This window comes from Pseudomonas sp. Q1-7, assembly GCF_028010285.1.
Classification (GTDB): domain Bacteria; phylum Pseudomonadota; class Gammaproteobacteria; order Pseudomonadales; family Pseudomonadaceae; genus Metapseudomonas.
Genome location: NZ_CP116304.1, coordinates 4,694,306 through 4,715,634 on the forward strand (window position 1 = coordinate 4,694,306; position 21,329 = coordinate 4,715,634).

Sequence of the window (21,329 nt, forward strand, 5' to 3'; positions counted from 1 at the left end):
ACCCGACGAAAGTGCGGGCAGCGGTCAGCGACGGCGATCGAGCAGGTTCACCACCAGCCGGTCGAGCCACCCCCAGAGGCGCTGGCGCATGCGTTTGAGCAGGGGCCTGGAATGCCAGTCGTCCATGGAGATTTCGCGGCTGTCGGTGAAGTCCTGACGCATGCAGGCATCCACGGCGCGGGTGAACTGCGGGTCCAGCGCCTCCAGGTTGGCTTCCAGGTTGAAGCGCAGGTTCCAGTGGTCGAAGTTGCAGGAGCCGACACTCACCCAATCGTCCGCCAACACCAGTTTCAGGTGCAGGAAACGCGGCTGGTACTCGAATATCCGCACCCCGGCGCGCAGCAGGCGCGGGTAGTAGCGCTGGCCGGCGAAGCGCACGGGCGGGTGGTCGGTATGCCGGCTGGTGAGCAGCAGACGCACCTCCACGCCTCGCCGCGCCGCCTTGATCAGGGCCCGGCGCACCTTCCAGCTGGGCAGGAAGTACGGCGTCGCCAGCCAGATGCGGCTGCGCGCCGTGCGAATGCTGCGCAGCAGCGACTGGACGATGTCGCGGTGCTGGCTGGCGTCGGCGTAGGCCAGCCGTCCAAGGCCCTCCCCCACCGCCGGGTAGGGCGGCAGGTGCGCCAGGCCCGGCGCATCGCCCGACTTCCAGGGGCGGCGACCGAGGTTGGCCGCCCACTGGTAGTCGAAGATCAGTTGCCAGTGCGCCACCAGCGGCCCCTCGATGGCCACCATCACCTCATGCCAGCGGCTGGTTTCCTGGCTCGGGTCCCAGAACTCGTCGGAAGAACCGGTGCCGCCGACGAACGCCTGGCGGTCATCGACCACCAGGATCTTGCGGTGATCTCGGTACAGGTTGCTGAATCCGCGTCGCCAGCGCAGCGGGTTGTAGAACTGCAGCAGCACGCCGGCGTCGGCCAGCCTCTGGCGCAACGCCGCGCCCAGCTTGAGGCTGCCGAAATCGTCGAACAGGCAGCGCACCCGCACCCCGCGCACGGCGGCGACGCACAGGGCGTCCACCAGCGCGAGGCTGCATCCGCCGTCTTCCACCAGGTAGAGCTCCAGCGCGACCTGGTGCTCGGCGCGGGCGATGGCGGTGAGCATGGTCGGAAAGAACTGCGGGCCGTCGATCAACAGCTCGAAGCGGTTGCCGGACTTCCAGGGGAAGATCTTCCCCATCAGCGCTCCGTGAAGATCAGCACGGCACCCACCGGCACCGACAGGTTGATACCCGGCAGGCCGGCCAGCGTGCGCAGCTTATCCAGGGCCGCGGTCAGGCCGAAGTCCTCCACTTGCAGCACCAGCGGCGCCAGGGTCACCACCTGGAAGCGGTGGTCGTCCAGACGCGTAGCCAGGAGTTCGGCGCGGTAGGACTGCTCGGTGTCGCGAATCTTCACCGTGATCGGCAGGCCCAGCTCCAACTGGGCGCCGGGGGCCAGGTCGGTGATCGGGCGCAGGTCGAGTTCGGCGGTGATTTCGGCTTCGGGGTACCGGGCGATTTCGAAGAACTGGTCACGCAAGCGCTGATCGCGCAGGGGCACGCCGGTGCTCACCGACTCCAACTCGACGCGCAGGCGTGCCTTGCCTGCCTTGTCGATCCTGCCGTGCAGGGTGAGGAAGCGGTGCACTTCGGAAATGCTGCCGGCCTTGGTGGAAATGAAGGAAATCCGCGAGGACTCGTTGTCCAGGTACCAACTGGCGTGGGCCGGCAGCGCCAGGGCGGTGAACAGGGCGAGCAGGGGACGTAACAATCTGTGCATGCGGGCTTCCTTTGGCATGTCGCTGACGGCCCAGAGACTCCGGCCGGACTCCATTGGTCACACGGACCGCCCGTGAGTTCCGCCTCGGGCAGGTCCGACAGACGGGCAATGGATGCAAAGCTACCAGAGGATGCGGGATTGCGGGTGCCAGTCTGACTTCGGATAACCGCAGGATGGGGGGACGAATTCGTCCCCCCAGGGCCGCTGGCGCGGACTACAGGCGCGGATAGTCGATATAGCCCACCGGCCCCTGGGCATAGAACAGCTCGGGACGCGGCTCGTTCAGCGGCGCGTCCTGGCGCAGGCGCTCGGGCAGGTCGGGGTTGGCGATGAAGGGGATGCCGAAGGCCACGGCGTCGGCCTTGCCGCTTTCCAGCCAGGCGCTGGCGCTGGCCTTGGTGAAACGCTCGTTGGCGATGAATACGCCACCAAAGGCTTCTTTCAGCTGCGGCGCCAGGCTGTCCTCGCCTTCCTTCTCGCGGGCGCAGATGAAGGCCACGCCACGCTTGCCCAGCTCTCGGGCGACGTAGCCGAAGGTGGCGGCCAGGTCGGAATCGCCCATGTCGTGGGAGTCGGCGCGCGGGGCCAGATGCACGCCGACGCGGCCGGCGCCCCAGACCTTGATCGCCGCATCGGTGACTTCCAGCAGCAGGCGCGCACGGTTCTCGATGGAGCCACCGTACTGGTCGGTGCGCTGGTTGGTGCTGTCCTGGAGGAACTGGTCCAGCAGGTAGCCATTGGCGGCGTGGATCTCCACCCCGTCGAAACCGGCGGCCTGGGCATTCTCGGCACCCACGCGGTAGGCCTCGACTATGTCGGCCAGTTCTTCGGTCTCCAGGGCACGCGGCACCGGGTAGTCACGCAGCGGGCGCAGCAGGCTGACATGGCCCTTGGCGGCGATGGCACTGGGGGCCACCGGGGCTTCGCCGCCCAGGTAGCTGGGGTCGGAGATGCGCCCCACGTGCCACAGCTGCAGGACGATCTTGCCGCCGCTGGCGTGCACGGCCTTGGTGATGTTGCTCCAGCCTTTCACCTGCTCGTCGGACCAGATGCCGGGGGTGTCCGGGTAGCCGACACCCAGCGGGGTGACGGACGTGGCTTCGCTGATGATCAGGCCGGCGGAGGCGCGTTGGGTGTAGTACTCGGCCATCAAGGCGTTGGGCACGCGGCCCTCGTCGGCGCGGCAGCGGGTCAGCGGCGCCATGATGATGCGGTTGGCGAGTTCCAGTTCGCCGATCTTGATCGGGTCGAAGAGCGTGGGCATGTCATTTACCTCGGATCAGTCGAGAGCCGCTTGCAGCTCGGGGTTTTGGTTGCTGAAGGTGAGCAGGGTCGAGACCAGGGCGAGGATCGCCAGCACGGCCGCGGCCAGGGGAACAGTGGTGAGGCCGAAGCCCTGGCCGATGACCAGGCCGCCGACCCAGGCGCCGAGGGCGTTGCCCATGTTGAAGGCGCCGATGTTCAGGGTGGAGACGAGGTTCGGCGCGGCGCTGCCGAAGTTCACCACGTTGACCTGCAGGGCCGGCACTGCGGCGAAGGCGGCCGTGGCCCAGAGGAACAGGGTGATTTCCGTGGGCACCAGCGCGGCGCTGGTCCAGGTCAGGACGCTGGAGGCGATGGCCAGGGCGACGAACACCCCCATCAGGGTCCGCGCCAGGTTCCAGTCCGCCAGGCGGCCGCCGATCACGTTGCCCAGGGTCAGGCCCAGGCCGATCAACAGCAGGCTCCAGGTCACGCCACGGGGCGAGACGCCGGTCACTTCGCCCAGCAACGGCGCGACGTAGGTGAAGATGCAGAACACCGCGGCGGAGAACAGCACGGTGGTGGACAGCGCCAGCCACAGCCCGGCACCCCGCAGGGCGGCGAACTCGGCGCGGATATCAGTGGCCTCCTCGTCAGCCTGGCGCGGCAGCACACGCCACAGGCCGATCAAAGCAACCACGCCGATCAGCGTCACCGCCCAGAAGGTGGAGCGCCAGCCGGCGACCTGGCCGAGCGCAGTGCCCAGGGGTACGCCAAGCACATTGGCCAGGGTCAGGCCGGTGAACATCAGGGCAACCGCCGAAGCCTTGCGGTTGGCCGGCACCAGGCTGGCGGCCACCACCGAGCCGATGCCGAAGAAGGCGCCGTGGCAGAGCGCGGTGATCACCCGCGCCAGCATCAGCAGGCCGTAGTTGGCGGCGAGGGCGCAGAGCAGGTTGCCGACGATGAATACCCCCATCAGCACCAGCAGCGCGCCCTTGCGCGGCAGCTTCGCGGTGGCCATGGCCATGAAGGGGGCGCCGATGGCCACGCCCAGGGCATAGCCAGTCACCAGCCAGCCGGCGCCGGGAATGGAGACGCCGAGGTCGGCCGCCACCTCGGGCAGCAGGCCCATGATGACGAATTCGGTGGTGCCTATCGCGAAAGCGGACAAGGCGAGGACGAGAAGCGCAGTAGGCATGGGCCTGCTCCTTGAAAACGATTGAGGGGGTTGGCAGGTGCCGCGGTTACAGCTCGTCGCTCATCTGGCGAAGAAATTCAGCGATCACCGCTTCATTGCGTTTGAAGAAGTTCCACTGGCCCACCTTGCGGCTGGTCACCAGGCCAGCGCGCTGCAGGGTGGCCAGGTGCGCCGAAACCGTGGACTGGGACAGCCCGCAACGCTGATCGAACTTGCCGGCGCAAACGCCGATCTCGAAGGGGTGGTCCTGCTCTACGAAATATTTTTCCGGGTCCTTGAGCCACTGCAGCATTTCCCGCCGCACGGGATGCGCCAGCGCCTTGATGATTTCGTCGAGATCGATGGAAGTAGTCATGGCCAGATTCGTATATCGAGATGGAACGAACTTTATATCGATCAACGACGATACGGGATTGTTTGCGCCAATAGTCATCATCGACGCTCATGATGAAAACGGCCTGGGTTAAGCTCAGCCGATGAACTACCTCGCGCACCTCCACCTCGGCGGCTCGCAGCCGGCGCAACTGCTCGGCAGCCTCTATGGCGACTTCGTCAAGGGGCCGCTGGACGGCCGCTGGCCGGCGGACGTCGAAGCCGCCATCCGCCTGCACAGGCGCATCGATGCCTTCACCGACCGCCATCCGCTGGTCGCGCAGGCCAAGTCGCGCTTTCCCGTCGAGCGGCGACGCTTCTCCGGCATCCTGCTGGACGTGTTCTTCGACCACTGCCTGGCCCGTGACTGGAGCGTCTACGCCAGCGAACCCCTGGACGCCTTCACCCGCCATGTCTACCAGGTGCTGGACGCCGAGCCCCACCTGCCCGGCCGCCTGGCCCTGATCGCGCCGCGCATGGCCGCCCAGGACTGGCTCGGCAGCTATCGCGAGTTCGAGACCCTGGAGCGGGTGATCGCCGGCATGGCCCGACGCCTCTCGCGGCCCGAGGCGCTGGATGGCGCCATGAGCGAGCTGGAAGGCCTGTACGCTGCACTCCACACCGACTTCCGCGCGTTCTATCCACAGCTCCAGCAGTTCGCCGAACACCAACTCCGCAGTGTTTGATCTGCATCAAGGGCCGCGTCGGGGGCTTGCAGTGCAATGGACCCAGAGCCCCTGGCGATGGAGGTCCACAATGAAAGCGCTGATGCTGGCCACCGATCTTTCCAACCGCTCCGACCGCGCCTTGCGCCGCGCCGCGCGCCTCGCCCGGCAGTTCGACTGCCCCTGGTTCATCCTGCATGTGGTGGACGACGACCAGCCGCAACTGCGCATCGAACTGGAGACCGAACAGGTTCGCCGCCACCTCGACGAACAGCTGGATTTCTTCACCGAACTGGCCGGCCGCGCCCCGGAAATCTGGGTGGAAGTGGGCGACCCGGCCAAGCACATCGCCGACTGCACGCGCTGGGCCGACGTCGACCTGCTGGTGGTCGGCAGCCACCGCAAGAACCCGCTGCGCGACATTTTCATCGGCACCACCCTGGAGCGCCTGCTGCGTACCAGCCATGTGCCGATCCTGCGGGTGGGCCAGGTCGCCGAGGACGACTACCAGACGCCGCTGCTGGCCCTGGATTGCTCCCGCGCGTCGGCCCAGGCGGTACGCGCCGCCGAGGAACTGGGCCTGCTGCCCAAGGCCGGCGCCAAGGCACTGCATGCCTTCGACCCGTTGGGCGGCGCCATGCTGCTGGCGGCCGGCGCGGGGACCGGGGCGATGGCTGGCGACTATGCCGCCGACCAACGCCGCCGCGCGGCCGCCGCACTGGACGAATTCGTACTGAAGGAACAGTTGGGCGCCGTCATCGACCAGCGCCTGATCGAGGAAGGCCAACCCATGACCGCGCTGCGCCGGGTACTGGAGCGCGAGCCGGTTGACCTGCTGGTGCTGGGCACCCGAGGGCTGACGGGGATGAAGCGGATACTGATCGGCAGCGTGGCCGATGCCGCCATGCGCGAGCTGGACTGCGACATCCTCGCGGTGCCGCCGATCCGCTGGCCGGACAGGCTCTGACCGCCGCTCAGGCGGCCAGCGCCTCGTCTTCCACCTCGCCGAAGAGCGCCCCTTGCACGGCGCCCTTGGCCTTCTGGCTCAGCGCCGTACGGCTCAGCCCCTGGCTGGGGATGGCCTCGAGCAACTGGATGTCCACTTCGGCGGTGTCGCTGCGCAACAGTCGCACCAGGTGCGAGAGCAGATCGTCTTCGCCAATGAACGGCGCGACTTCGTCCCGCTGGCCGTCGCGCAAGTAGCGGATCGCCACCGGCTGCACCGGTACACCGGTTTCCACGGCGCTGGTCAGCAGGCGGCTGTGGAAGGTTTTCAGCAGGCTGCCGTCGGTGGTGGTGCCTTCCGGAAAGATCAGCAGGTGGCAGCCGTCGCCCAGGTGCCGGGCGAGTTGCTGGCCGACCAGGCCGCTGTCCCCCGAACCACGGCGGATGAACAGGGTGCCGGCCTTGTGCGCCAGCCAGCCGGCCACCGGCCAGGCACGCACCTCGGCCTTGGACAGGAAGGACAGCGGCGCCACCGCACCGAGCAGCGGAATGTCGGTCCAGGACACATGGTTGCTCACCCACAGCATCGGCTGTTCAGGCACCCGTCCGCTGACTCGCACGCGGAACGGCAAGGCGGCGGCCAGGCGGGCGAGGAACCAGCGGGTCAGGCGCTGCCGGGTCGCCATCAGCTCACGGCGCCCCAGGCGTTCCAGCATCACCACCCAGGCCGCCAGCGACAGGCCAAGGCCGATCACCGCCAGCAGACGGGTGACACGCAGAGAGAAGCGCAGGGAGTTCAGCATGCTCAGACCGCGGCCTTGAAGTGACGGGCGTAACGCGGGCAGAGCTCGTCGCGCTTGAGCAGGATGAACACGTCGGCAACCTGGAAGTCCGGGTCCCAGCAGGGCTCGCCGCAGATCTTCGCGCCCAGGCGCATGTAGGCCTTGAGCAGTGGCGGCATCTCGGCGATCACGTTGCCCGGCAGTTCCAGCGCCGGCAGCGGATTCTTCGGCTCGGCGCGCAGGTATTCGGTGCACAGGTAGCGGTCGCGCAGGCGCTGCATGATGGCCTGGGCCTGCACGCCGCCGTCCTGCATGGGGATGCTCGCGCAGCCCATCAGGTAGCGGTAGCCACCCTGGTTCAGCACCTCCGCCAGCTCGCCCCAGAGCACGGCGATGGTGGCGCCATTGCGGTAAGCCGGGGCGACGCAGGTGCGGCCGATTTCCAGCACCGGGCCCTGCAGCTCGCCGAGGCCGTGGAGGCTGAATTCCTCCTCGCTGTAGAAACGGCCCAGGTCGCGGGCGGCCTGGTGGTCCAGCAGTCGGGTGGTGGCGACCAGCTCGCCGCTGTCCAGGTCACGCACGCCGATGTGCTGGCAGTGCGGATCGTAGTCATCCATGTCGAGGCCGAATTCGGCGCCTTGCAGCTTGGCCTCGAACTCGGCGCTGAATACGCGGAAGCGCAGCGCCTGTGCCTCGCGCAGGGCGGCAATGCCTTCCAGGCGCTCGGCCTGCAGGCGGCGAGGGCTTTTCCCGTTGGGTGCGACACTGTCGCGGGTCATGGCGATCTGGGTCATGAAGAAGCCTCCGTAGGCCGGCTCGATCCCGGTTGCAGCCGGACGATCTTGTTGTGCAAGCTCAGGCTAGGTAGACCCGGTGTCACCACCATGACGATCCCGTGATGCTTGCATGACAGCCCTCAAGGAGATTCCCGATGCCCTGGCAACGCCTGCTCGACGCCCCCGCCCGCCTGCCCGCCGACCGCCCGCTGGACGACTGGTACGGCGCCCTGCTGGATCGCCTGGGCGAGTTCACGCCCTTCGAGCTGGCGCTGCTCGGCGGCAAGCTCGCCGCGACGCCCGGCCTGGCCTTCCTCGCCGGCTACCAGGGCGCCCTGCGCCTGCTCTGGCCATCGGCGCCGCTGAGCCTGGGCGCCCTGTGCGTCACCGAGAACCGCAGCGTGCGCCCCGCGGACATGCAGACGCGCCTGAACGGGCTCAGCCTCGATGGACGCAAGGATTTCGTCACCGCCGGTGAGGCCGCCGACTGGCTGTTGGTGGCAGCCCGCGAGGAGGCCAAGGGTGAAGCACCACGCCTGGCCCTCACCGTGGTGCGCAATGGCGACCCCGGCGTGCGCATCGAAACCCTCAAGCCGCTGCCGCTGATGCCCGACATCCCCCACGCGCGCCTGCACCTCGACGGCGCCCATTGCGAACGCCTGGCCGGCGATGGCTGGGATGCCTATGTGAAGCCCTTCCGCAGCATCGAGGACCTGCACGTCCTGACCGCCCTGGTGGCCTGGGCCCACGGCGTGGGTCGCGACTGCGCCTGGCCGCAGCCGCTGCAGATGCGCCTACTGGGCCTGCTCGCCGGCGCGGCGGAAGTCGCCCGCCAATGCGCCACGGCGCCAACCATGCACCTGCTGCTGGCGGCGCTGTTCGCCGAGTTCAAGGCACTCAAGCCCGAACTGGATGCCGCCTTCGCCAGTGGCCCGGCGGAATGGGCCGGCCTCTGGCAGCGCGACCAGGGCGTGCTGGAGATCGCCAGCGGCCCCCGCGCCAAGCGCCTGGAAAAGGCCATCGCCGCCCTGGGGCTTTGACCTTCCACGGGTGGGAGCGAACTCATTCGCGATTGAAATCGCTCCCACAAACCATCTCGCCTTGACCCAGATCAGCCCCCGCCCCTCTGGAATGCCCTACAACTGCGCGCCGCAGCTTCCTACGAGGTATCCATGCGTCGCGACCCCATCGTGCTGTTCGACAACGGCACCCACCAATGCCTGATGTTCGACGACCTGGTCAGCGGCGACGGCGTGCAGTCCAACCAGTTCCTGATCACCGACCACGACCAGTACCTGCTGCTGGACCCGGGCGGCGACCTGACCTACACCCCGCTGTCCCTGGAGCTGTCCAGGCACATGCCGGTGCAGGACCTGACCTACATCTTCGCCTCCCACCAGGACCCGGACATCATCGCCTCCCTGGACAAGTGGCTGCTGCACACCCGCGCGCGGGTGATCTGCTCCAAGCTGTGGGCGCGCTTCCTGCCGCACCTCACCGCCAACTACCTGGCCATCAGCCACGGCATTTCCACCTACGACCGCATCATCGCCCTGCCCGACCGAGGCGACGCCATCAGCCTTGGGCGCTGCCAATTGAAGGCGGTGCCGGCGCACTTCCTCCATTCGGTGGGCAACTTCCAGCTCTACGATCCGGTGAGCCGCATCCTCTTCTCCGGCGACATGGGCGCATCGCTGGTGGAAGACGCCCTGCCGGTGCGCGACTTCATCAACCATGTGCCGAACATGGAAGGCTTCCACCGCCGCTACATGGCCAGCGGCAAGGTCTGCCGGCTCTGGGCGAACATGGTGCGCGAGATGGACGTGGCGATGATCGTGCCGCAACACGGCCGCCCCTTCGTGGGCCAGGAAATGATCGGCGCCTTCCTCGACTGGATCGGGAACCTGGAATGCGGCATCGACCTGCTCGGCCCGGACGACTACCGGCTGCCGCGCTGAACTGACCGATCACGCCGAATCGCCCCGGCAGGCGGCGCGTTCGGCGCTTTTTACCGTCATCGGGCCCGTGCTAGGTTCGCCGCTCCAGAACCAGAAGAGGCCCACCAATGCCCATCTCCTTCCTTCGCCCGCTGGCCGCCGCCCTTGGCCTGCTGGCAAGCCTGGCCCAGGCCGAGACCTGGCCCGCCGCAGACTGGCAGCGGGGCGTCGCGCCCTCCGGCCCCGCCGTCCAGGCCTTCGAACACTATGCCTTTCCCCAGCGCGACGATGCCGAACGCAAGGGCGTGCGCAGCGACGCGGTAGTGGTCATCCGCGACGGCGAGCTCATCTACGAACGCTACGCCGGCCCCACCCGCGCCGAGACGCCGCACCTGACCTGGTCGGTGAGCAAAAGCCTGCTGGCCTCGGTCCTCGGCGTCGCCTATGGCGAAGGCCGCTTCAAGCTGGACGACGACGTGGCGCGCTACTACCCCGCGTTCGCCGGCCATCCCGATGTGCATCTCGACCACCTGCTGCACTGGGCCTCGGGCCTGGCCTGGGAGGAGGACTACGAGTACGCGCCGCTGAAATCCTCGGTGGTGGCCATGCTCTATACCCGGGGCCGCGGCGACATGGCCGCCTTCGCCGCCGAACACCCGCTGGACGCCGTGCCGGGCAAGCGCTTTCGCTATTCCAGCGGTGACACCAATGTGCTGTCCGCCGCGCTGCGCGGCATGGTCGGCGAGCAAGCCTATGCGGACTACCCCTGGACCGCCCTGTTCGAACCCCTGGGCATCCATTCGGCGGTGTGGGAAACCGACGCCGCCGGCACCTACGTCGGCTCCTCCTACAGCTACCTGACCGCCCGCGACCTGGCCCGCGTCGGCCTGCTGATGCAGCGCGGCGGGCGCTGGGGCGAACGCCAACTGCTGCCGGCCGACTGGGTCGCCTTCAACCGCAGGCCCTTCGCCGACTACCGGCCCGACCCGGACAAACCCGGCGACGCGGTGCCCGGAGGCCACTGGTGGCTCAACGCACAACTGGAGGGTGCCGCCCAGCCCTGGCCGGACGCGCCGGAAGATGCCTTCGCCGCGCTCGGCCACTGGGGCCAGGCACTCTATGTGCTGCCCAGCCAGAACCTGGTGATCGTGCGTTATGCCGATGACCGCGACGGCAGCTACCGCCACAACGAATTCCTCAAGCGGGCCCTCGCCGCGTTCACGTCGGAGGTGCAGCCATGATCGCCCGCCGCCCCGTCCTCAGCCTGCTGGTCCTGGCGCTGATCCTGCTCGCCGGCCTGGCCTGGCAGAACCGCGCGCACCTCGCCGCCTTCCCCGACATCATCAGCGCCTACACCGCCAAGGAGTACTGCTCCTGCCGCTACGTAATGGGCAACTCCGCCGATTACTGCCAGGGCTACGTGAAGCAGTACGTGCCCACCAGCGGCTTCCTCGACGACAGCGAACACAAGCGCGTGACCGCCAGCGGCCTCGGCCGCAGCAACACCGCTGCCTGGGTGAACCCGCACCAGGGTTGCCGGTTGATGCCGGCGGCGGATTCGCAGCGCTGACCGCCCACTCCCCCAGGACGGTGAAAGTCGACGTTCATACCCACCCGCGATGCTTCGGATCACCCTCGATGGTGGGTCGATGAAGCGTGACCCACCCTACAAGCGCGCGGGCCGTGCGTAGGGTGGATGACGCTCTCTTCATCCACCAGCGGAGTCCGGGTGAACCGCGAATGGTGGTCTGGTAATGCGTGATCCACCCTACGGACTTCAACGCCCTCATTGGCTCCGGCCTGTTGGGTTTCGTTCCTCTACCCAACCTACGGGTGCCGCGCCGGGCTTTTGCGTCCGGCCTTCAGCGCGCTTGTCGGCTCTTGCCCAGCCCCCGGTTCCACCCTGCGGAACCACCTTCGATTGTTCTCCTCTCGCCCACGCGGTTAGCTGATGCCCAGCCGCGAAGACGGCAGCCGACCCCACGAGGAGAACAACAACAATGACCCGTTACGCCCATATCCAGGCCTGGCTCGACGATGTCGCCGCCGACCTCAAGGCACTGCGCCAGGACATTCACGCCCACCCCGAACTCGGCTTCGAGGAACAGCGCACCGCGGCCCTGGTGGCGCGCCTGCTCAACGAATGGGGTTATGACGTCCACAGCGGCGTCGGCCGCACCGGCGTGGTCGGCGTGCTGCGCCATGGCGACAGCGGCCGCAGCCTCGGCCTGCGCGCCGACATGGATGCCCTGCCCATCGTCGAAGCCACGGGCCTGGCCTACAGCAGCTGCCACACCGGGCGCATGCACGCCTGCGGCCACGACGGCCACACGGCGATGCTGCTGGGCGCGGCGCGCTACCTGGCGGCCACCCGCCATTTCCAGGGCACCCTCAACCTGATCTTCCAGCCCGCCGAGGAAGGCCAGGGCGGCGCCGAGGCCATGCTTGCCGACGGTCTGCTGGAACGCTTCCCCTGCGAAGCCCTGTTCGGCATGCACAACATGCCGGGCCTGGAAGCCGGCCACCTGTGCTTTCGCGAAGGCGCCTTGATGGCCTCGCAGGACCTGCTGGAAGCGGTGATCGAAGGTGTCGGCGGCCACGGTTCCATGCCGCACCTGACGGCCGACCCACTGGTCGCGGCCGCCAGTACCGTGATGGCCCTGCAGACCGTGGTCGGACGCAACGTCGACCCGCAGCAGGCCGCGGTGGTCACCGTCGGTGCCCTGCAGGCCGGCGAAGCGGCCAACGTGATTCCCCAGAGCGCGCGGCTGCGCCTCAGCCTGCGCGCGCTCGACGCCAAGGTGCGCGAGCAGGTCCTGGAACGGGTGCAGGCGATCATCCACAGCCAGGCGCAAAGCCTTGGCTGCCGCGCCAGCATCGAACACCGCCCGGCCTACCCGGTGCTGGTCAACAGCGCGGCGGAAACCGCCTTCGCCCGCCGCGTGGGCGAGGAACTGATCGGGGCCGGACAGGTGCTGGACGCCCCCACCGTGATGGGCAGCGAAGACTTCGCCTGGATGCTGCAGCGCCGCCCCGGCAGCTACCTGTTCATCGGCAACGGCTCCGGCGCCGACCGGCCGATGGTCCACAACCCCGGATACGACTTCAACGACGCCATCCTGGTACGCGGCGCCGCGTACTGGGCCGCGCTGGCGGAGGCCTGGCTCCAGGCACCGCCGGCCCATTCCCAGGCTTCTGCCACTGCCGCCTGACTTCCACGTTTCCGGAGAATTCCCATGCACGCTTCCCAGAGCGGAACCTCGCGTTCCCGTCAGGTGGCCGCCGCCGTCATCGGCAACGCCCTCGAGTGGTACGACTTCATCGTCTACGGCTTCCTGTCCAGCATCATCGCCCGCCTGTTCTTTCCCGCCGACAGCGAATACGCCTCGCTGCTGATGGCCCTGGCCACCTTCGGCGTCGGTTTCTTCATGCGGCCGGTGGGGGGCGTCCTGCTCGGCCTCTATGCCGACCGCAAGGGCCGCAAGGCGGCCATGCAACTGATCATCCTGCTGATGACCCTGTCCATCGCGCTTATCGCCTTCGCCCCGGACTACACCGCCATCGGCGTCGGCGCCCCCGTGCTGATCGTGGTCGCGCGCATGCTCCAGGGCTTCGCCACCGGCGGCGAATACGCCAGCGCCACCGCCTTCCTGGTGGAAAGCGCGCCGGCGCACCGCCGTGGCCTCTACGGCGCCTGGCAGTTGTTCGGCCAGTGCCTGGCGGTGTTCGCCGGTGCCGGCATGGGCGCGCTGGTGACCCACACGCTATCCGCCGAAGCCCTGGACAGCTGGGGCTGGCGCCTGCCCTTCATCCTCGGTCTGCTGATCGGCCCGGTGGGGTTGTGGATGCGTCGCCACCTGGACGAACCCGAGGCGTTCATCGATGCACGTCGGACGCACCAGGGCGAGTCCCTCGGTCTCATGCAGATCCTGCGCGAACAGCGTCGCGCCGTGCTGGTGACCATGGGCAGCTGCATCTACGGCACCGTGGCCTTCTACGTGGTGCTGGTGAACATGCCCACCTTCGCCCACAAGCAACTCGGCCTGCCGCTCGACCAGGTGTTCATGGTGCAGATGCTGGCGGTGGCGCTGATGACCCTCATCATCCCCTGCGCCGGCGCGCTGTCCGACCGGATTGGCCGTCGTCCGGTAATCCTCGCCGGCAACCTGGCGTTCTTCCTGCTGGTCTATCCGCTGATGGCCTGGGTCGCCCACGCGCAGAGCCTGGAGCACCTGCTGGCGATGCAGTTGCTGCTCTGCGCCATGATCGGCCTGTCCTACGGTCCGGCGCCCACCGCCGTCGCCGAGCAGTTCCCCACCCACGTACGCTCCACCGGCCTGGCCCTGGCCTACAACGTCGCGGTCATGCTGTTCGGCGGCTTCGCGCCGTTCATCGTCACCTGGCTGACCCAGGTGGGCGGCTCGCCGGTGGCGCCCGCCTACTACGTGCTCTTCGCCGCGCTGATCGGCGTCGTCGCCACCTGTTTCCTGCGCGAAGGCGCGCCCGCCGCCCTGGAACGCCGCCAACGCCGCACCCCGCTCACCCCTTCCGCCCGGAGCCTGTGAATGACCCGTTTCGAAGCCCCCCTTTCCCGCGCCGTCTCGCTGCGGCAAGAGATCGTCGCCCTGGACGCGCTGCCGCTGTCGGAGGCCATCCGCTCGCGCCAGTTGTCCTGCCGCGAGGTGATGCTGGCCTACCTGGAGCAGATCGAGCGCTACAACCCCGAAGTCAACGCGCTGGTGTCCCTGAGGCCAGCGGAGGATCTGCTGGCTGAAGCCGATGATCGCGACCGCCAACTGGCGCGCGGCCACTGGCTGGGCTGGATGCACGGCATGCCACAAGCGGTGAAGGACCTCGCCGCCTGCAAGGGCCTGCCCACCAGCATGGGCTCGCCGCTGTTCGCCGGGCAGGTGGCCCGGCATGACGCCATTGCCGTCTCGCGGGTGCGCGAAGCCGGAGCGGTTTTCATCGGCAAGAGCAACGTGCCGGAATTCGGACTCGGCTCGCAAAGCTACAACAACGTGTTCGGCACCACCGGCAACGCCTACGACCCCACCCTCTGCGCCGGTGGCAGCAGCGGCGGCGCCGCGGCAGCCCTGGCCCTGCGCCTGCTGCCGGTGGCCGATGGCAGCGACATGATGGGCTCGCTGCGCAACCCGGCGGCGTTCAACAACGTCTACGGGCTGCGTCCCTCGCAAGGCCGCGTGCCCTTCGGCCCCACACCCGAACTCTTCGTCCAGCAACTGGCCACCGAAGGCCCGATGGGCCGCAGCGTGGCGGACGTGGCGGCGCTGCTGCGCACCCAGGCCGGAGCGCATCGCGCCGCGCCCCTGGCCCTCGCCGGCACGGCGGACCTGATCGGCCCGCTGCAGCGCGATTTCGCCGGTACGCGCATCGGCTGGCTCGGCGACTTGGGCGGCCACCTGCCCATGGAGCCCGGCCTGCTGGGCCTTTGCGAAGGCGCCCTGGAGGACTTCCGCGCCCTGGGTTGCGAGGTGGAGCCCTGCCTGCCGGCGTACGACCCGGAACGTCTCTGGCGCTGCTGGCTGGTGCACCGCCAATGGCTGGTGGCCGGCCTCCTGGCGCCGGCCTGCGCCGATCCGGCGAGCCGCGCGCAGCTCAAGCCGGAGGCCGTCTGGGAAGTGGAAAGCGGCCTCGGCCTCGGCGCGGCGGATGTCTACCGGGCCTCGGTGGATCGCAGCGACTGGTACCGGGCGGTGGAACAACTGTTCGAACGTTACGACTTCCTGCTGCTGCCCAGCGCACAGGTGTTTCCTTTCGATGCAAGGTTGCACTGGCCCAGGGCCATAGCCGGCCGCGACATGGACACCTACCACCGCTGGATGGAAGTGGTGATCGGCGCCACCCTGGCCGGTATCCCGGCCATGAGCGTACCGGTGGGCTTCAACCCCTCCGGCCAGCCCATGGGGTTGCAGATCATGGGCCCGGCCCAGGCCGACCTGGCGGTGCTGCAACTGGCCCACGCCCACGAACAGCTCACGCAGTGGGTGCGCAACTGCCCACCCCCGCTGCTGCGCGATGCTCGCTAGACGACTGGCACCACGCGCCACCGCGCTCGGGCCTGCATCTTGCAGCGCCCTCGCGGTGAGTCCACGAAAGGCGTGGCGGGATACAGACATGCAAGGCAGAGACGAAGGCGGAACGGTCCGCTCGGTGGAGCGGGCACTGGCGATTGTCGAGCTGCTGGGCGAACACCAGGAGCTGGGGCTGGAAGAGTTGCACTACCTCACCGGACTGCCCAAGGCCACCGTTTCGCGCCTGCTGCACACCCTGCTGGAGCAGGGCTGGCTCTACCGTGGCCTCTGCGACCGGCGTTACCGCCTGTGTTCCCGGCGGCTGTACGGCGATCCGCACCAGCGCTTCAGTCGCCTCCTGGTGGAGCAGGCCGCACCGCTGATGCGGGAACTCAGCGAGCGCACCGGCCTGGTGACGGACCTGTCGTTCTTCGACGGCGAACGGCTGCATGTGATGGAAAGCGCCATTCCCGAGGTGCTGCGCAAGCGCTACCCATTCAACCGCCTGGTGGTCGGGCAGCAAGCCAGCCTATTCCACTCGGCCATGGGCAAGGCCTGCCTGGGCGAACTGGACAGCGCCGAGGTCCAGCGCCTGGCCCGGCACCATCACCTGTGCGGCGACGACCTGCTGCGCATCCATGAACAGACCCATAGCCAGGGCTTCGGCGAACGCACCGAGGGCACCTGGGAATACGCGGTACGCCTGCCCTTCCTGATCCGCGCGGTGGCCCTGCCGGTACGCAGCCAGGGGCGTCTGGTGGGCAGCATCGCCCTGCACTGGCCCCGGGACGAACACAGCGTGGCCAGCGTCCAGCAACGTCACCTGGCCAGCCTGGCCGACGCCGTCGAGCTGTTGCAGCACCACCTCGGCTGATTCGCCCTTTCCTTTTTCCTCGCACAGTTGTCGCCCGGATTCCGGGCGATCGCTTTAATTCATTCTCGGTTATTTCAATCGAGTGGCTATTCCATAGCGTGGAACCCAATTGAATTGCCCTTTATTGGCGTGTTTCGACAATAGAGCCCGGCCCCGACTTCGGCCCTTTCGTCAAAACACAAGAATAAAGGTGATGAGATGCGCAACATTCGCTGCACGTATCTGGCGGGAATTGCCGGGTACTTATTGGCCGGGGGTGCCGGTGCCGAGGGGTTTATCGATGACAGCATCACGTCGCTGCGTTACAGCCAGTTCTACTGGAAGGAAAACAATGGCAATGGCGTCGGCCCGACTCGCGACGAATGGGTCCAGGGAACGCAGTTCAGCTTCAACTCCGGCTGGTACGAGAACGTGCTGGGCGTCGATTACAGCTACGGCCTGGCCGACGACCTGCGCGTCGGCGACGACGCCACCAGCATCAGCAACCTGGAAGCCGACGACTCGGTGCAGTCGCCCCACGGCCTGGCCAAGCCCATCGAGGCCTACCTGCGTGGCCGCCTGCAAGGCGACGCCGGTGAGCTGGTCGTGGGCGGCGGCAAGAAGGTCCGTCGCTACGCGCAGTACTTCGACGACGCCTCGCGCATTCTCCCGGCTGCCACCCTGGGCCTGGACCTTGACTACCGCCGCAACGGCCTGAACCTGCGCTACAGCCACCTCAAGCAGTTCAGCCCGCGCAACGAGAACGGCTGGGGCGACGACTTGAGCAATTTCCGCGGCCAGCGGATCGACAAGCTGCAGCTCTTCGCCCTGGGCTACTCATTCCCCTTCGGCAGCCGGCTGCTGGCCGAATACGCCGAGTCCGACCAATACCTGCGCGCGGCCTCGCTGAAGGTCGAGCACCCCATCGACCTGGGTGCCGGCCGCTTCATCGACCTCTACGCCACCCACGGCATGCAGCAGGACGCCGGCGACCTGTTCGAATTCAACGGCGTGCCCGGACTCTACGAAGCGGAAACGTCCCATGACGCGCGTTATGTGGACATAGGCGCCAAGTTCAGGACAGCCAACTTTTACGTGGGCATGACCTACAACAAAGTTCGTGGGGATGATTTTGACCGCTTGTTCTTCAGCAAGGATCACGGTGCCTGGAACAGCAGTGCGAAGTTGTTCTACTTCTTTGGCGTGGAAGATGAGGAAATGTTCAAGCTGGTGGGCGGAACCAACTTCTCGGCCATGGGACTTCCGCAACTTCGCCTGGATACCCACTATGCATTTTCCGACCACGCCGCCGGTTATGACGGTTTCTCCCGGCGGGAATTCCAAAGCCTGCTGCAGTACAGCTTCAGCGGCACATTGAAAGGCCTGAGCCTGGTCTGGCTGCACAACGAATTCCATACCAAGGGCCAGCCGGACGGCGTCGAGCGCACCACCACATCCCGAGGTCCGGCGGGGATCATCACTCACAATGCCGAGCGGGTTTACGTCAGTTACGTCCACCGCTTCTGAATGGTTACGGACGGGCGGACGAACGCTGGCGCTTCGTCCAGGTCGCGGCCGGGAGGGTTCCAAGGGATTCCGCACGCGCTTGAAGGAGCCTCATCGCGGATTGCCGAGGTGGATATTGGGGCGCGCAGGGTTGGCAAATCTGTGTGAGTGCCCTTGGTTGGCCGCGAGCGGCTAGAGGCTACCCTCACCCCCGCCCCTCTCCCAGAGGTAGAGGGGTGACTCGCGCCGGCGAGGGCCAGACAACGACAAAGCGCATACGGCTCTGAAACCGAGAGAACAAAGGTGAAGCAGGGACTTCGCCCAGTCAGGAGGCCGAGCGGAATCCTTGCAGAGGGGGACGAGCAGCATGGACGCCGCGAGAGGCGTGCGGGGCCATGGATGGCCCCTCACGCCGTGCCCCCGACGCTGCTTGCAGCGAACGCACTTCAGTGCGGCCCGTAGGGCGAGCGAAGCGAGTACGCAAGGATGGAGGGAGGGCACCCGGCGCAGCCGGGCCGGATGCAGGGGCAAGCCCTTTGGTTCCTTTCGGCGACTGAGAAAGGGACTCGTCCGGGGGGACGAAACAGAAACCCGAAGCCCACTCGGTAATGAGCCATAAACACAATCCCGCGCCCTTCACACCTGCCGATTTGCCCCGCCCCCACACATCCACAACCAATAAAAAGCCCCCAGGCCTCGACGACCTGGGGGCTTGCTGTCTGGAGGCTCCAGCCTCAGCGCATATTGATCTGCTGCTGCAGGTTCTGCACCTGGCTCTGCAGGGTGTTGATATTGCGGGTCATCTGCGCGCGGAAGGCGTCGAACTCGGCGGTGCTGGTGCCCTGGGCCGGCGCCGGGCGGTTGTCCAGTTGGCTTCGCAGGATCAGCAGGTCCTGTTCCAGGCTCTTGATGGCCTGGTTCGGGTTGCCCTGCTTCTTCAGCGCCTCGACCTCGCTACCCAGGACCTTCAGGCGGCTGTCGAACTGAGCGATGTCACCCTGGGCGGCCTTCAGCTTGTTCTGTTCGGCGGCCAGGCCGTCGAGCTTGCCGCCCAATTGGCTGCCCAGTTGAGTCGCGGCGCCCTGGGCGGCCTTGACGTCGGCGGCGAGCTGCTCGACCCGCTTGCCCTGGCTGCCCAACTGGGCCGTGGCGGCCTGCTGCTGCTTGGACAGTTCGGCCACCTTGGCCTGCAGTTGCTTGAGCGTCAGCTTCATCGACTCGCTGCCGCTGGTCATGTTGGATTCGGTGGCAACCACCTTGCCGGAAATGTCCTGGATACGGCCGGCGGCCTCTTCGCTGATGCGGGCGAAGCTTTCCTGGGTGGCGACCAGTTGCTGTTCCATCAGGCTGATCTGCTGGAAGCTCCACCAGCCCAGGCCACCGAGCGCCACCACCAGCGCGACGACCAGGGCCCAGAGCGGGCCGGTGCTGGCGCCACGCGCCTGGGGAGCGGCCGCATGGCCCTGGTAGCGATGCACGGGCTCGGTCACCGAGTGACGGTCGAAATCGTCACGGTCACGGGAATCGGTAGTCAGGCTGGGAACATCGTCCACTTCATCGAGAGCATCATTACGCATGGGGAGAAACCTTCGGAGAGAAACGCAGAACCGCGAATGAGCGGAAGTATACCGGTTCGCACCGCCGTCTTCAGTGTCGCGCCATGGCGGTGCGGGTTGCACTGCCCAGGGGCGGCGCTCCTCGATTGACCCTGGCGAAACCCGGCAGTTCCGGGCCTTGCAGCCTGGTACGGGGCTTGCTAGCCACTTGCCAGCCCCACACGGGGCCACACCCGGAAAGCGCCAGACGGGGCCGACGGCTTCGAAAGGCTCCACGCCCTTCGGAATGAAGCGAAGGCGCCGGCTTCGACCATGGGAGGAAACAGGAGTGGAACTGACCAAGGCTGTGCTGGATTGCATGCAGACCCTGCGGCGCCAGCTTCGCGATGAACAGGCTGTGGATATCCGCCTCAGCCAGCCCGACGCCATCCTGTCCATGCTCAGCGCCTGCGCCGCATCCCGGCGCGACGCCACCCGCGAGCTGGGCGAGCACCTCAGCAGCCTGACCGGCGTACGGGTGAAGCCGCCGGTCCTCGATGAGGAAGAACTGGTGCGCAAGTACACCCAGTACGCCGGCCCGCTTCGCGGTTAGCAGGCTGTCGACAACGACCGGCGCGACCACCGCCGACGCCCTTCAACGGCCTCTCAGGGCCGTTGCGCGCCCCACCAGGCACAAAATTCATCCAGCGCGGTCCAGACGCTCACCCGCGGCTCGTAGTCCAGGTACTGGCGTGCGCGGCTGATATCCAGGGAAAAGTCCTTGGCCATCACCGCCACGGCCAGGCGGTAGAGCGAGGGCTCCGGGCGTCCCGGCAGCAGTTTGCAGACCGACTCGTTGAGCAGTGCCGCACCATAGGCCAGGCCGTAGGGCACGTGGCGAGTCACCTGGGGCTCGCCCAGTTTGCGCAGCACGTAGTTGACCACGTCCCAGAGCGGCACCGGCTGGCCATTGCTGATGTTGTAGACCTGCCCCAGCGCCGGCCCGGTGGCCAGCAGGCCGCTGAACAGGGCGTCGTTGAGATTCTGCATGCTGGTGAAATCCACCTTGTTCAGGCCATTGCCGATGATCCTCAGACGGCCTTTGCGCTGCATGGCGATCAGCCGCGGGAAGATGCTGGTGTCGCCGGCGCCGGTGACGAAGCGCGGCCGGTAGGCGATGACTTCGAGGCCGAATTCCTCGGCGGCGAAGACCTTCTGCTCGGCCAGGTACTTGGTGGCGCCGTAGTGGTCGGAAAAGCGCTTGGGTACCTGCTCCTCGTGGATGCCCACATGGGAACGGCCATCGAAGTAGATCGACGGCGACGACAGGTGCAGCAGACGCCGCACCTGCTGTTTCAGGCAGGCTTCCACCACGTTCTCGGTGACCTGGACGTTGGCCTGGTGGAAATGCTCGTACTTGCCCCAGACGCCCACGGCCCCGGCGCAATGCACCACCGCATCGACGCCCTGACAGAGGCGCTGGACCAGCGCAGTATCCGACAGGTCGCCCTGGATGAACTCGGCGCCACGCTTGACCAGGTGCTCCACCCCTTCCGGCCGGCGGCCGTTGACCCGCACCTCCAGCCCCTGTTCCAGTGCGAAACGGGCGAATCGCCCACCGATGAACCCGCTTGCTCCGGTTACCAGAATCTTCATCAATGGCCCCTTGGTACGCCTCGTGATGCCCGCGACTCTAGCAGCCCCGGCATCAGCCAGGAGT

General features: G+C 67.3%; 21 protein-coding genes. 12 read left to right on the plus strand and 9 right to left on the minus strand.

Annotation, left to right across the window (positions count from 1 at the left end):
• Positions 1-24: 24 nt before the first annotated feature.
• From PJW05_RS21790 to PJW05_RS21810, 5 genes are all read right to left on the minus strand, one after another.
• Positions 25-1,182: a phospholipase D-like domain-containing protein gene (locus PJW05_RS21790; protein ID WP_271412284.1), complete on the minus strand. Its 1,158-nt coding sequence runs from the start codon at positions 1,180-1,182 to the stop codon at positions 25-27.
• A complete protein-coding gene (locus PJW05_RS21795; RefSeq protein ID WP_271409032.1) occupies positions 1,179-1,760 on the minus strand; it encodes a YceI family protein in 582 nt (193 codons plus the stop codon). The genes PJW05_RS21790 and PJW05_RS21795 overlap by 4 nt, the downstream gene beginning before the upstream one ends.
• Before the next feature lie 214 nt (positions 1,761-1,974).
• Positions 1,975-3,024, minus strand: a complete 1,050-nt coding sequence (locus PJW05_RS21800) for an alkene reductase (protein ID WP_271409033.1) — start codon at positions 3,022-3,024, stop codon at positions 1,975-1,977.
• A gap of 15 nt (positions 3,025-3,039) precedes the next feature.
• The gene (locus PJW05_RS21805) at positions 3,040-4,203 is read right to left on the minus strand and encodes an MFS transporter (RefSeq protein ID WP_271409034.1); all 1,164 of its coding nucleotides are present in this window, start codon (positions 4,201-4,203) and stop codon (positions 3,040-3,042) included.
• Positions 4,204-4,249: 46 nt separating this feature from the next.
• Positions 4,250-4,558 (minus strand): ArsR/SmtB family transcription factor, encoded by a 309-nt coding sequence (locus PJW05_RS21810; RefSeq protein ID WP_271409035.1) that lies wholly within the window; start codon positions 4,556-4,558, stop codon positions 4,250-4,252.
• Positions 4,559-4,679: 121 nt separating this feature from the next.
• Between PJW05_RS21810 and PJW05_RS21815 the strand changes: the two genes are divergently transcribed.
• Positions 4,680-5,261 (plus strand): acyl carrier protein phosphodiesterase, encoded by a 582-nt coding sequence (locus PJW05_RS21815; RefSeq protein WP_271409036.1) that lies wholly within the window; start codon positions 4,680-4,682, stop codon positions 5,259-5,261.
• A 70-nt stretch (positions 5,262-5,331) separates the two neighbouring features.
• Positions 5,332-6,207 carry a universal stress protein gene (locus PJW05_RS21820; RefSeq protein WP_271409037.1) on the plus strand — a complete coding sequence of 292 codons (876 nt, stop codon included), beginning with the start codon at positions 5,332-5,334 and terminating at the stop codon, positions 6,205-6,207.
• Between the two features lie 7 nt (positions 6,208-6,214).
• Here the strand turns inward: PJW05_RS21820 and PJW05_RS21825 are convergent, their stop codons facing one another.
• Both PJW05_RS21825 and olsB read right to left on the minus strand, forming a co-directional pair.
• On the minus strand, positions 6,215-6,985 hold the full coding sequence (locus tag PJW05_RS21825; RefSeq protein ID WP_442969266.1) for a lysophospholipid acyltransferase family protein: 771 nt from the start codon (positions 6,983-6,985) through the stop codon (positions 6,215-6,217).
• Positions 6,986-6,990: 5 nt separating this feature from the next.
• Entirely contained in the window at positions 6,991-7,761 is a 771-nt protein-coding gene (gene olsB, locus PJW05_RS21830) for an L-ornithine N(alpha)-acyltransferase (RefSeq protein WP_271409039.1), read from the minus strand.
• 137 nt (positions 7,762-7,898) lie between these two features.
• On the opposite strand from olsB, the gene PJW05_RS21835 reads away from it, so the two are divergent.
• The 9 genes from PJW05_RS21835 to PJW05_RS21875 all read left to right on the plus strand — a co-directional run bounded on the left by PJW05_RS21835 (position 7,899) and on the right by PJW05_RS21875 (position 18,095).
• On the plus strand, positions 7,899-8,783 hold the full coding sequence (locus PJW05_RS21835) for an acyl-CoA dehydrogenase family protein (protein WP_271409040.1): 885 nt from the start codon (positions 7,899-7,901) through the stop codon (positions 8,781-8,783).
• A gap of 132 nt (positions 8,784-8,915) precedes the next feature.
• Positions 8,916-9,701, plus strand: a complete 786-nt coding sequence (locus tag PJW05_RS21840; RefSeq protein ID WP_271409041.1) for an MBL fold metallo-hydrolase — start codon at positions 8,916-8,918, stop codon at positions 9,699-9,701.
• A 107-nt stretch (positions 9,702-9,808) separates the two neighbouring features.
• Positions 9,809-10,921 (plus strand): serine hydrolase domain-containing protein, encoded by a 1,113-nt coding sequence (locus tag PJW05_RS21845; protein WP_271409042.1) that lies wholly within the window; start codon positions 9,809-9,811, stop codon positions 10,919-10,921.
• The gene (locus tag PJW05_RS21850) at positions 10,918-11,250 is read left to right on the plus strand and encodes an amidase (protein WP_271409043.1); all 333 of its coding nucleotides are present in this window, start codon (positions 10,918-10,920) and stop codon (positions 11,248-11,250) included. Before PJW05_RS21845 ends, PJW05_RS21850 begins: the two co-directional genes overlap by 4 nt.
• A 430-nt stretch (positions 11,251-11,680) precedes the next feature.
• Positions 11,681-12,892: a M20 aminoacylase family protein gene (locus tag PJW05_RS21855; protein ID WP_271409044.1), complete on the plus strand. Its 1,212-nt coding sequence runs from the start codon at positions 11,681-11,683 to the stop codon at positions 12,890-12,892.
• 24 nt (positions 12,893-12,916) lie between these two features.
• Positions 12,917-14,245 (plus strand): citrate-proton symporter, encoded by a 1,329-nt coding sequence (locus PJW05_RS21860; RefSeq protein WP_271409045.1) that lies wholly within the window; start codon positions 12,917-12,919, stop codon positions 14,243-14,245.
• Positions 14,246-15,730, plus strand: coding sequence for an amidase (locus tag PJW05_RS21865; protein ID WP_271409046.1), 1,485 nt, complete (start codon positions 14,246-14,248; stop codon positions 15,728-15,730).
• An 88-nt stretch (positions 15,731-15,818) separates the two neighbouring features.
• On the plus strand, positions 15,819-16,589 hold the full coding sequence (locus PJW05_RS21870) for an IclR family transcriptional regulator (protein WP_271409047.1): 771 nt from the start codon (positions 15,819-15,821) through the stop codon (positions 16,587-16,589).
• A 198-nt stretch (positions 16,590-16,787) separates the two neighbouring features.
• Positions 16,788-18,095, plus strand: coding sequence for an OprD family outer membrane porin (locus PJW05_RS21875; RefSeq protein ID WP_271409048.1), 1,308 nt, complete (start codon positions 16,788-16,790; stop codon positions 18,093-18,095).
• Between the two features lie 713 nt (positions 18,096-18,808).
• Here the strand turns inward: PJW05_RS21875 and PJW05_RS21880 are convergent.
• On the minus strand, positions 18,809-19,651 hold the full coding sequence (locus PJW05_RS21880; RefSeq protein ID WP_271409049.1) for an ATPase: 843 nt from the start codon (positions 19,649-19,651) through the stop codon (positions 18,809-18,811).
• Positions 19,652-19,958: 307 nt separating this feature from the next.
• Between PJW05_RS21880 and PJW05_RS21885 the strand changes: the two genes are divergently transcribed.
• A complete protein-coding gene (locus PJW05_RS21885; protein WP_271409050.1) occupies positions 19,959-20,222 on the plus strand; it encodes a hypothetical protein in 264 nt (87 codons plus the stop codon).
• A 53-nt stretch (positions 20,223-20,275) separates the two neighbouring features.
• Here PJW05_RS21885 and PJW05_RS21890 read toward each other — a convergent pair whose 3' ends face one another.
• Positions 20,276-21,265 carry an NAD-dependent epimerase/dehydratase family protein gene (locus PJW05_RS21890; RefSeq protein WP_271409051.1) on the minus strand — a complete coding sequence of 330 codons (990 nt, stop codon included), beginning with the start codon at positions 21,263-21,265 and terminating at the stop codon, positions 20,276-20,278.
• Positions 21,266-21,329: the final 64 nt, after the last annotated feature.

What these genes read in the sequence shown, in the direction of transcription:
- PJW05_RS21795 (WP_271409032.1), bottom strand. Translation starts at nt 1,760, where the DNA reads ATGCACAGATTGTTACGTCCCCTGCTCGCCCTGTTCACCGCCCTGGCG.
- PJW05_RS21800 (WP_271409033.1), bottom strand. Translation starts at nt 3,024, where the DNA reads ATGCCCACGCTCTTCGACCCGATCAAGATCGGCGAACTGGAACTCGCC.
- PJW05_RS21805 (WP_271409034.1), bottom strand. Translation starts at nt 4,203, where the DNA reads ATGCCTACTGCGCTTCTCGTCCTCGCCTTGTCCGCTTTCGCGATAGGC.
- PJW05_RS21810 (WP_271409035.1), bottom strand. Translation starts at nt 4,558, where the DNA reads ATGACTACTTCCATCGATCTCGACGAAATCATCAAGGCGCTGGCGCAT.
- PJW05_RS21815 (WP_271409036.1), top strand. Translation starts at nt 4,680, where the DNA reads ATGAACTACCTCGCGCACCTCCACCTCGGCGGCTCGCAGCCGGCGCAA.
- PJW05_RS21820 (WP_271409037.1), top strand. Translation starts at nt 5,332, where the DNA reads ATGAAAGCGCTGATGCTGGCCACCGATCTTTCCAACCGCTCCGACCGC.
- olsB (WP_271409039.1), bottom strand. Translation starts at nt 7,761, where the DNA reads ATGACCCAGATCGCCATGACCCGCGACAGTGTCGCACCCAACGGGAAA.
- PJW05_RS21835 (WP_271409040.1), top strand. Translation starts at nt 7,899, where the DNA reads ATGCCCTGGCAACGCCTGCTCGACGCCCCCGCCCGCCTGCCCGCCGAC.
- PJW05_RS21840 (WP_271409041.1), top strand. Translation starts at nt 8,916, where the DNA reads ATGCGTCGCGACCCCATCGTGCTGTTCGACAACGGCACCCACCAATGC.
- PJW05_RS21845 (WP_271409042.1), top strand. Translation starts at nt 9,809, where the DNA reads ATGCCCATCTCCTTCCTTCGCCCGCTGGCCGCCGCCCTTGGCCTGCTG.
- PJW05_RS21850 (WP_271409043.1), top strand. Translation starts at nt 10,918, where the DNA reads ATGATCGCCCGCCGCCCCGTCCTCAGCCTGCTGGTCCTGGCGCTGATC.
- PJW05_RS21855 (WP_271409044.1), top strand. Translation starts at nt 11,681, where the DNA reads ATGACCCGTTACGCCCATATCCAGGCCTGGCTCGACGATGTCGCCGCC.
- PJW05_RS21860 (WP_271409045.1), top strand. Translation starts at nt 12,917, where the DNA reads ATGCACGCTTCCCAGAGCGGAACCTCGCGTTCCCGTCAGGTGGCCGCC.
- PJW05_RS21865 (WP_271409046.1), top strand. Translation starts at nt 14,246, where the DNA reads ATGACCCGTTTCGAAGCCCCCCTTTCCCGCGCCGTCTCGCTGCGGCAA.
- PJW05_RS21870 (WP_271409047.1), top strand. Translation starts at nt 15,819, where the DNA reads ATGCAAGGCAGAGACGAAGGCGGAACGGTCCGCTCGGTGGAGCGGGCA.
- PJW05_RS21875 (WP_271409048.1), top strand. Translation starts at nt 16,788, where the DNA reads ATGCGCAACATTCGCTGCACGTATCTGGCGGGAATTGCCGGGTACTTA.
- PJW05_RS21880 (WP_271409049.1), bottom strand. Translation starts at nt 19,651, where the DNA reads ATGCGTAATGATGCTCTCGATGAAGTGGACGATGTTCCCAGCCTGACT.
- PJW05_RS21890 (WP_271409051.1), bottom strand. Translation starts at nt 21,265, where the DNA reads ATGAAGATTCTGGTAACCGGAGCAAGCGGGTTCATCGGTGGGCGATTC.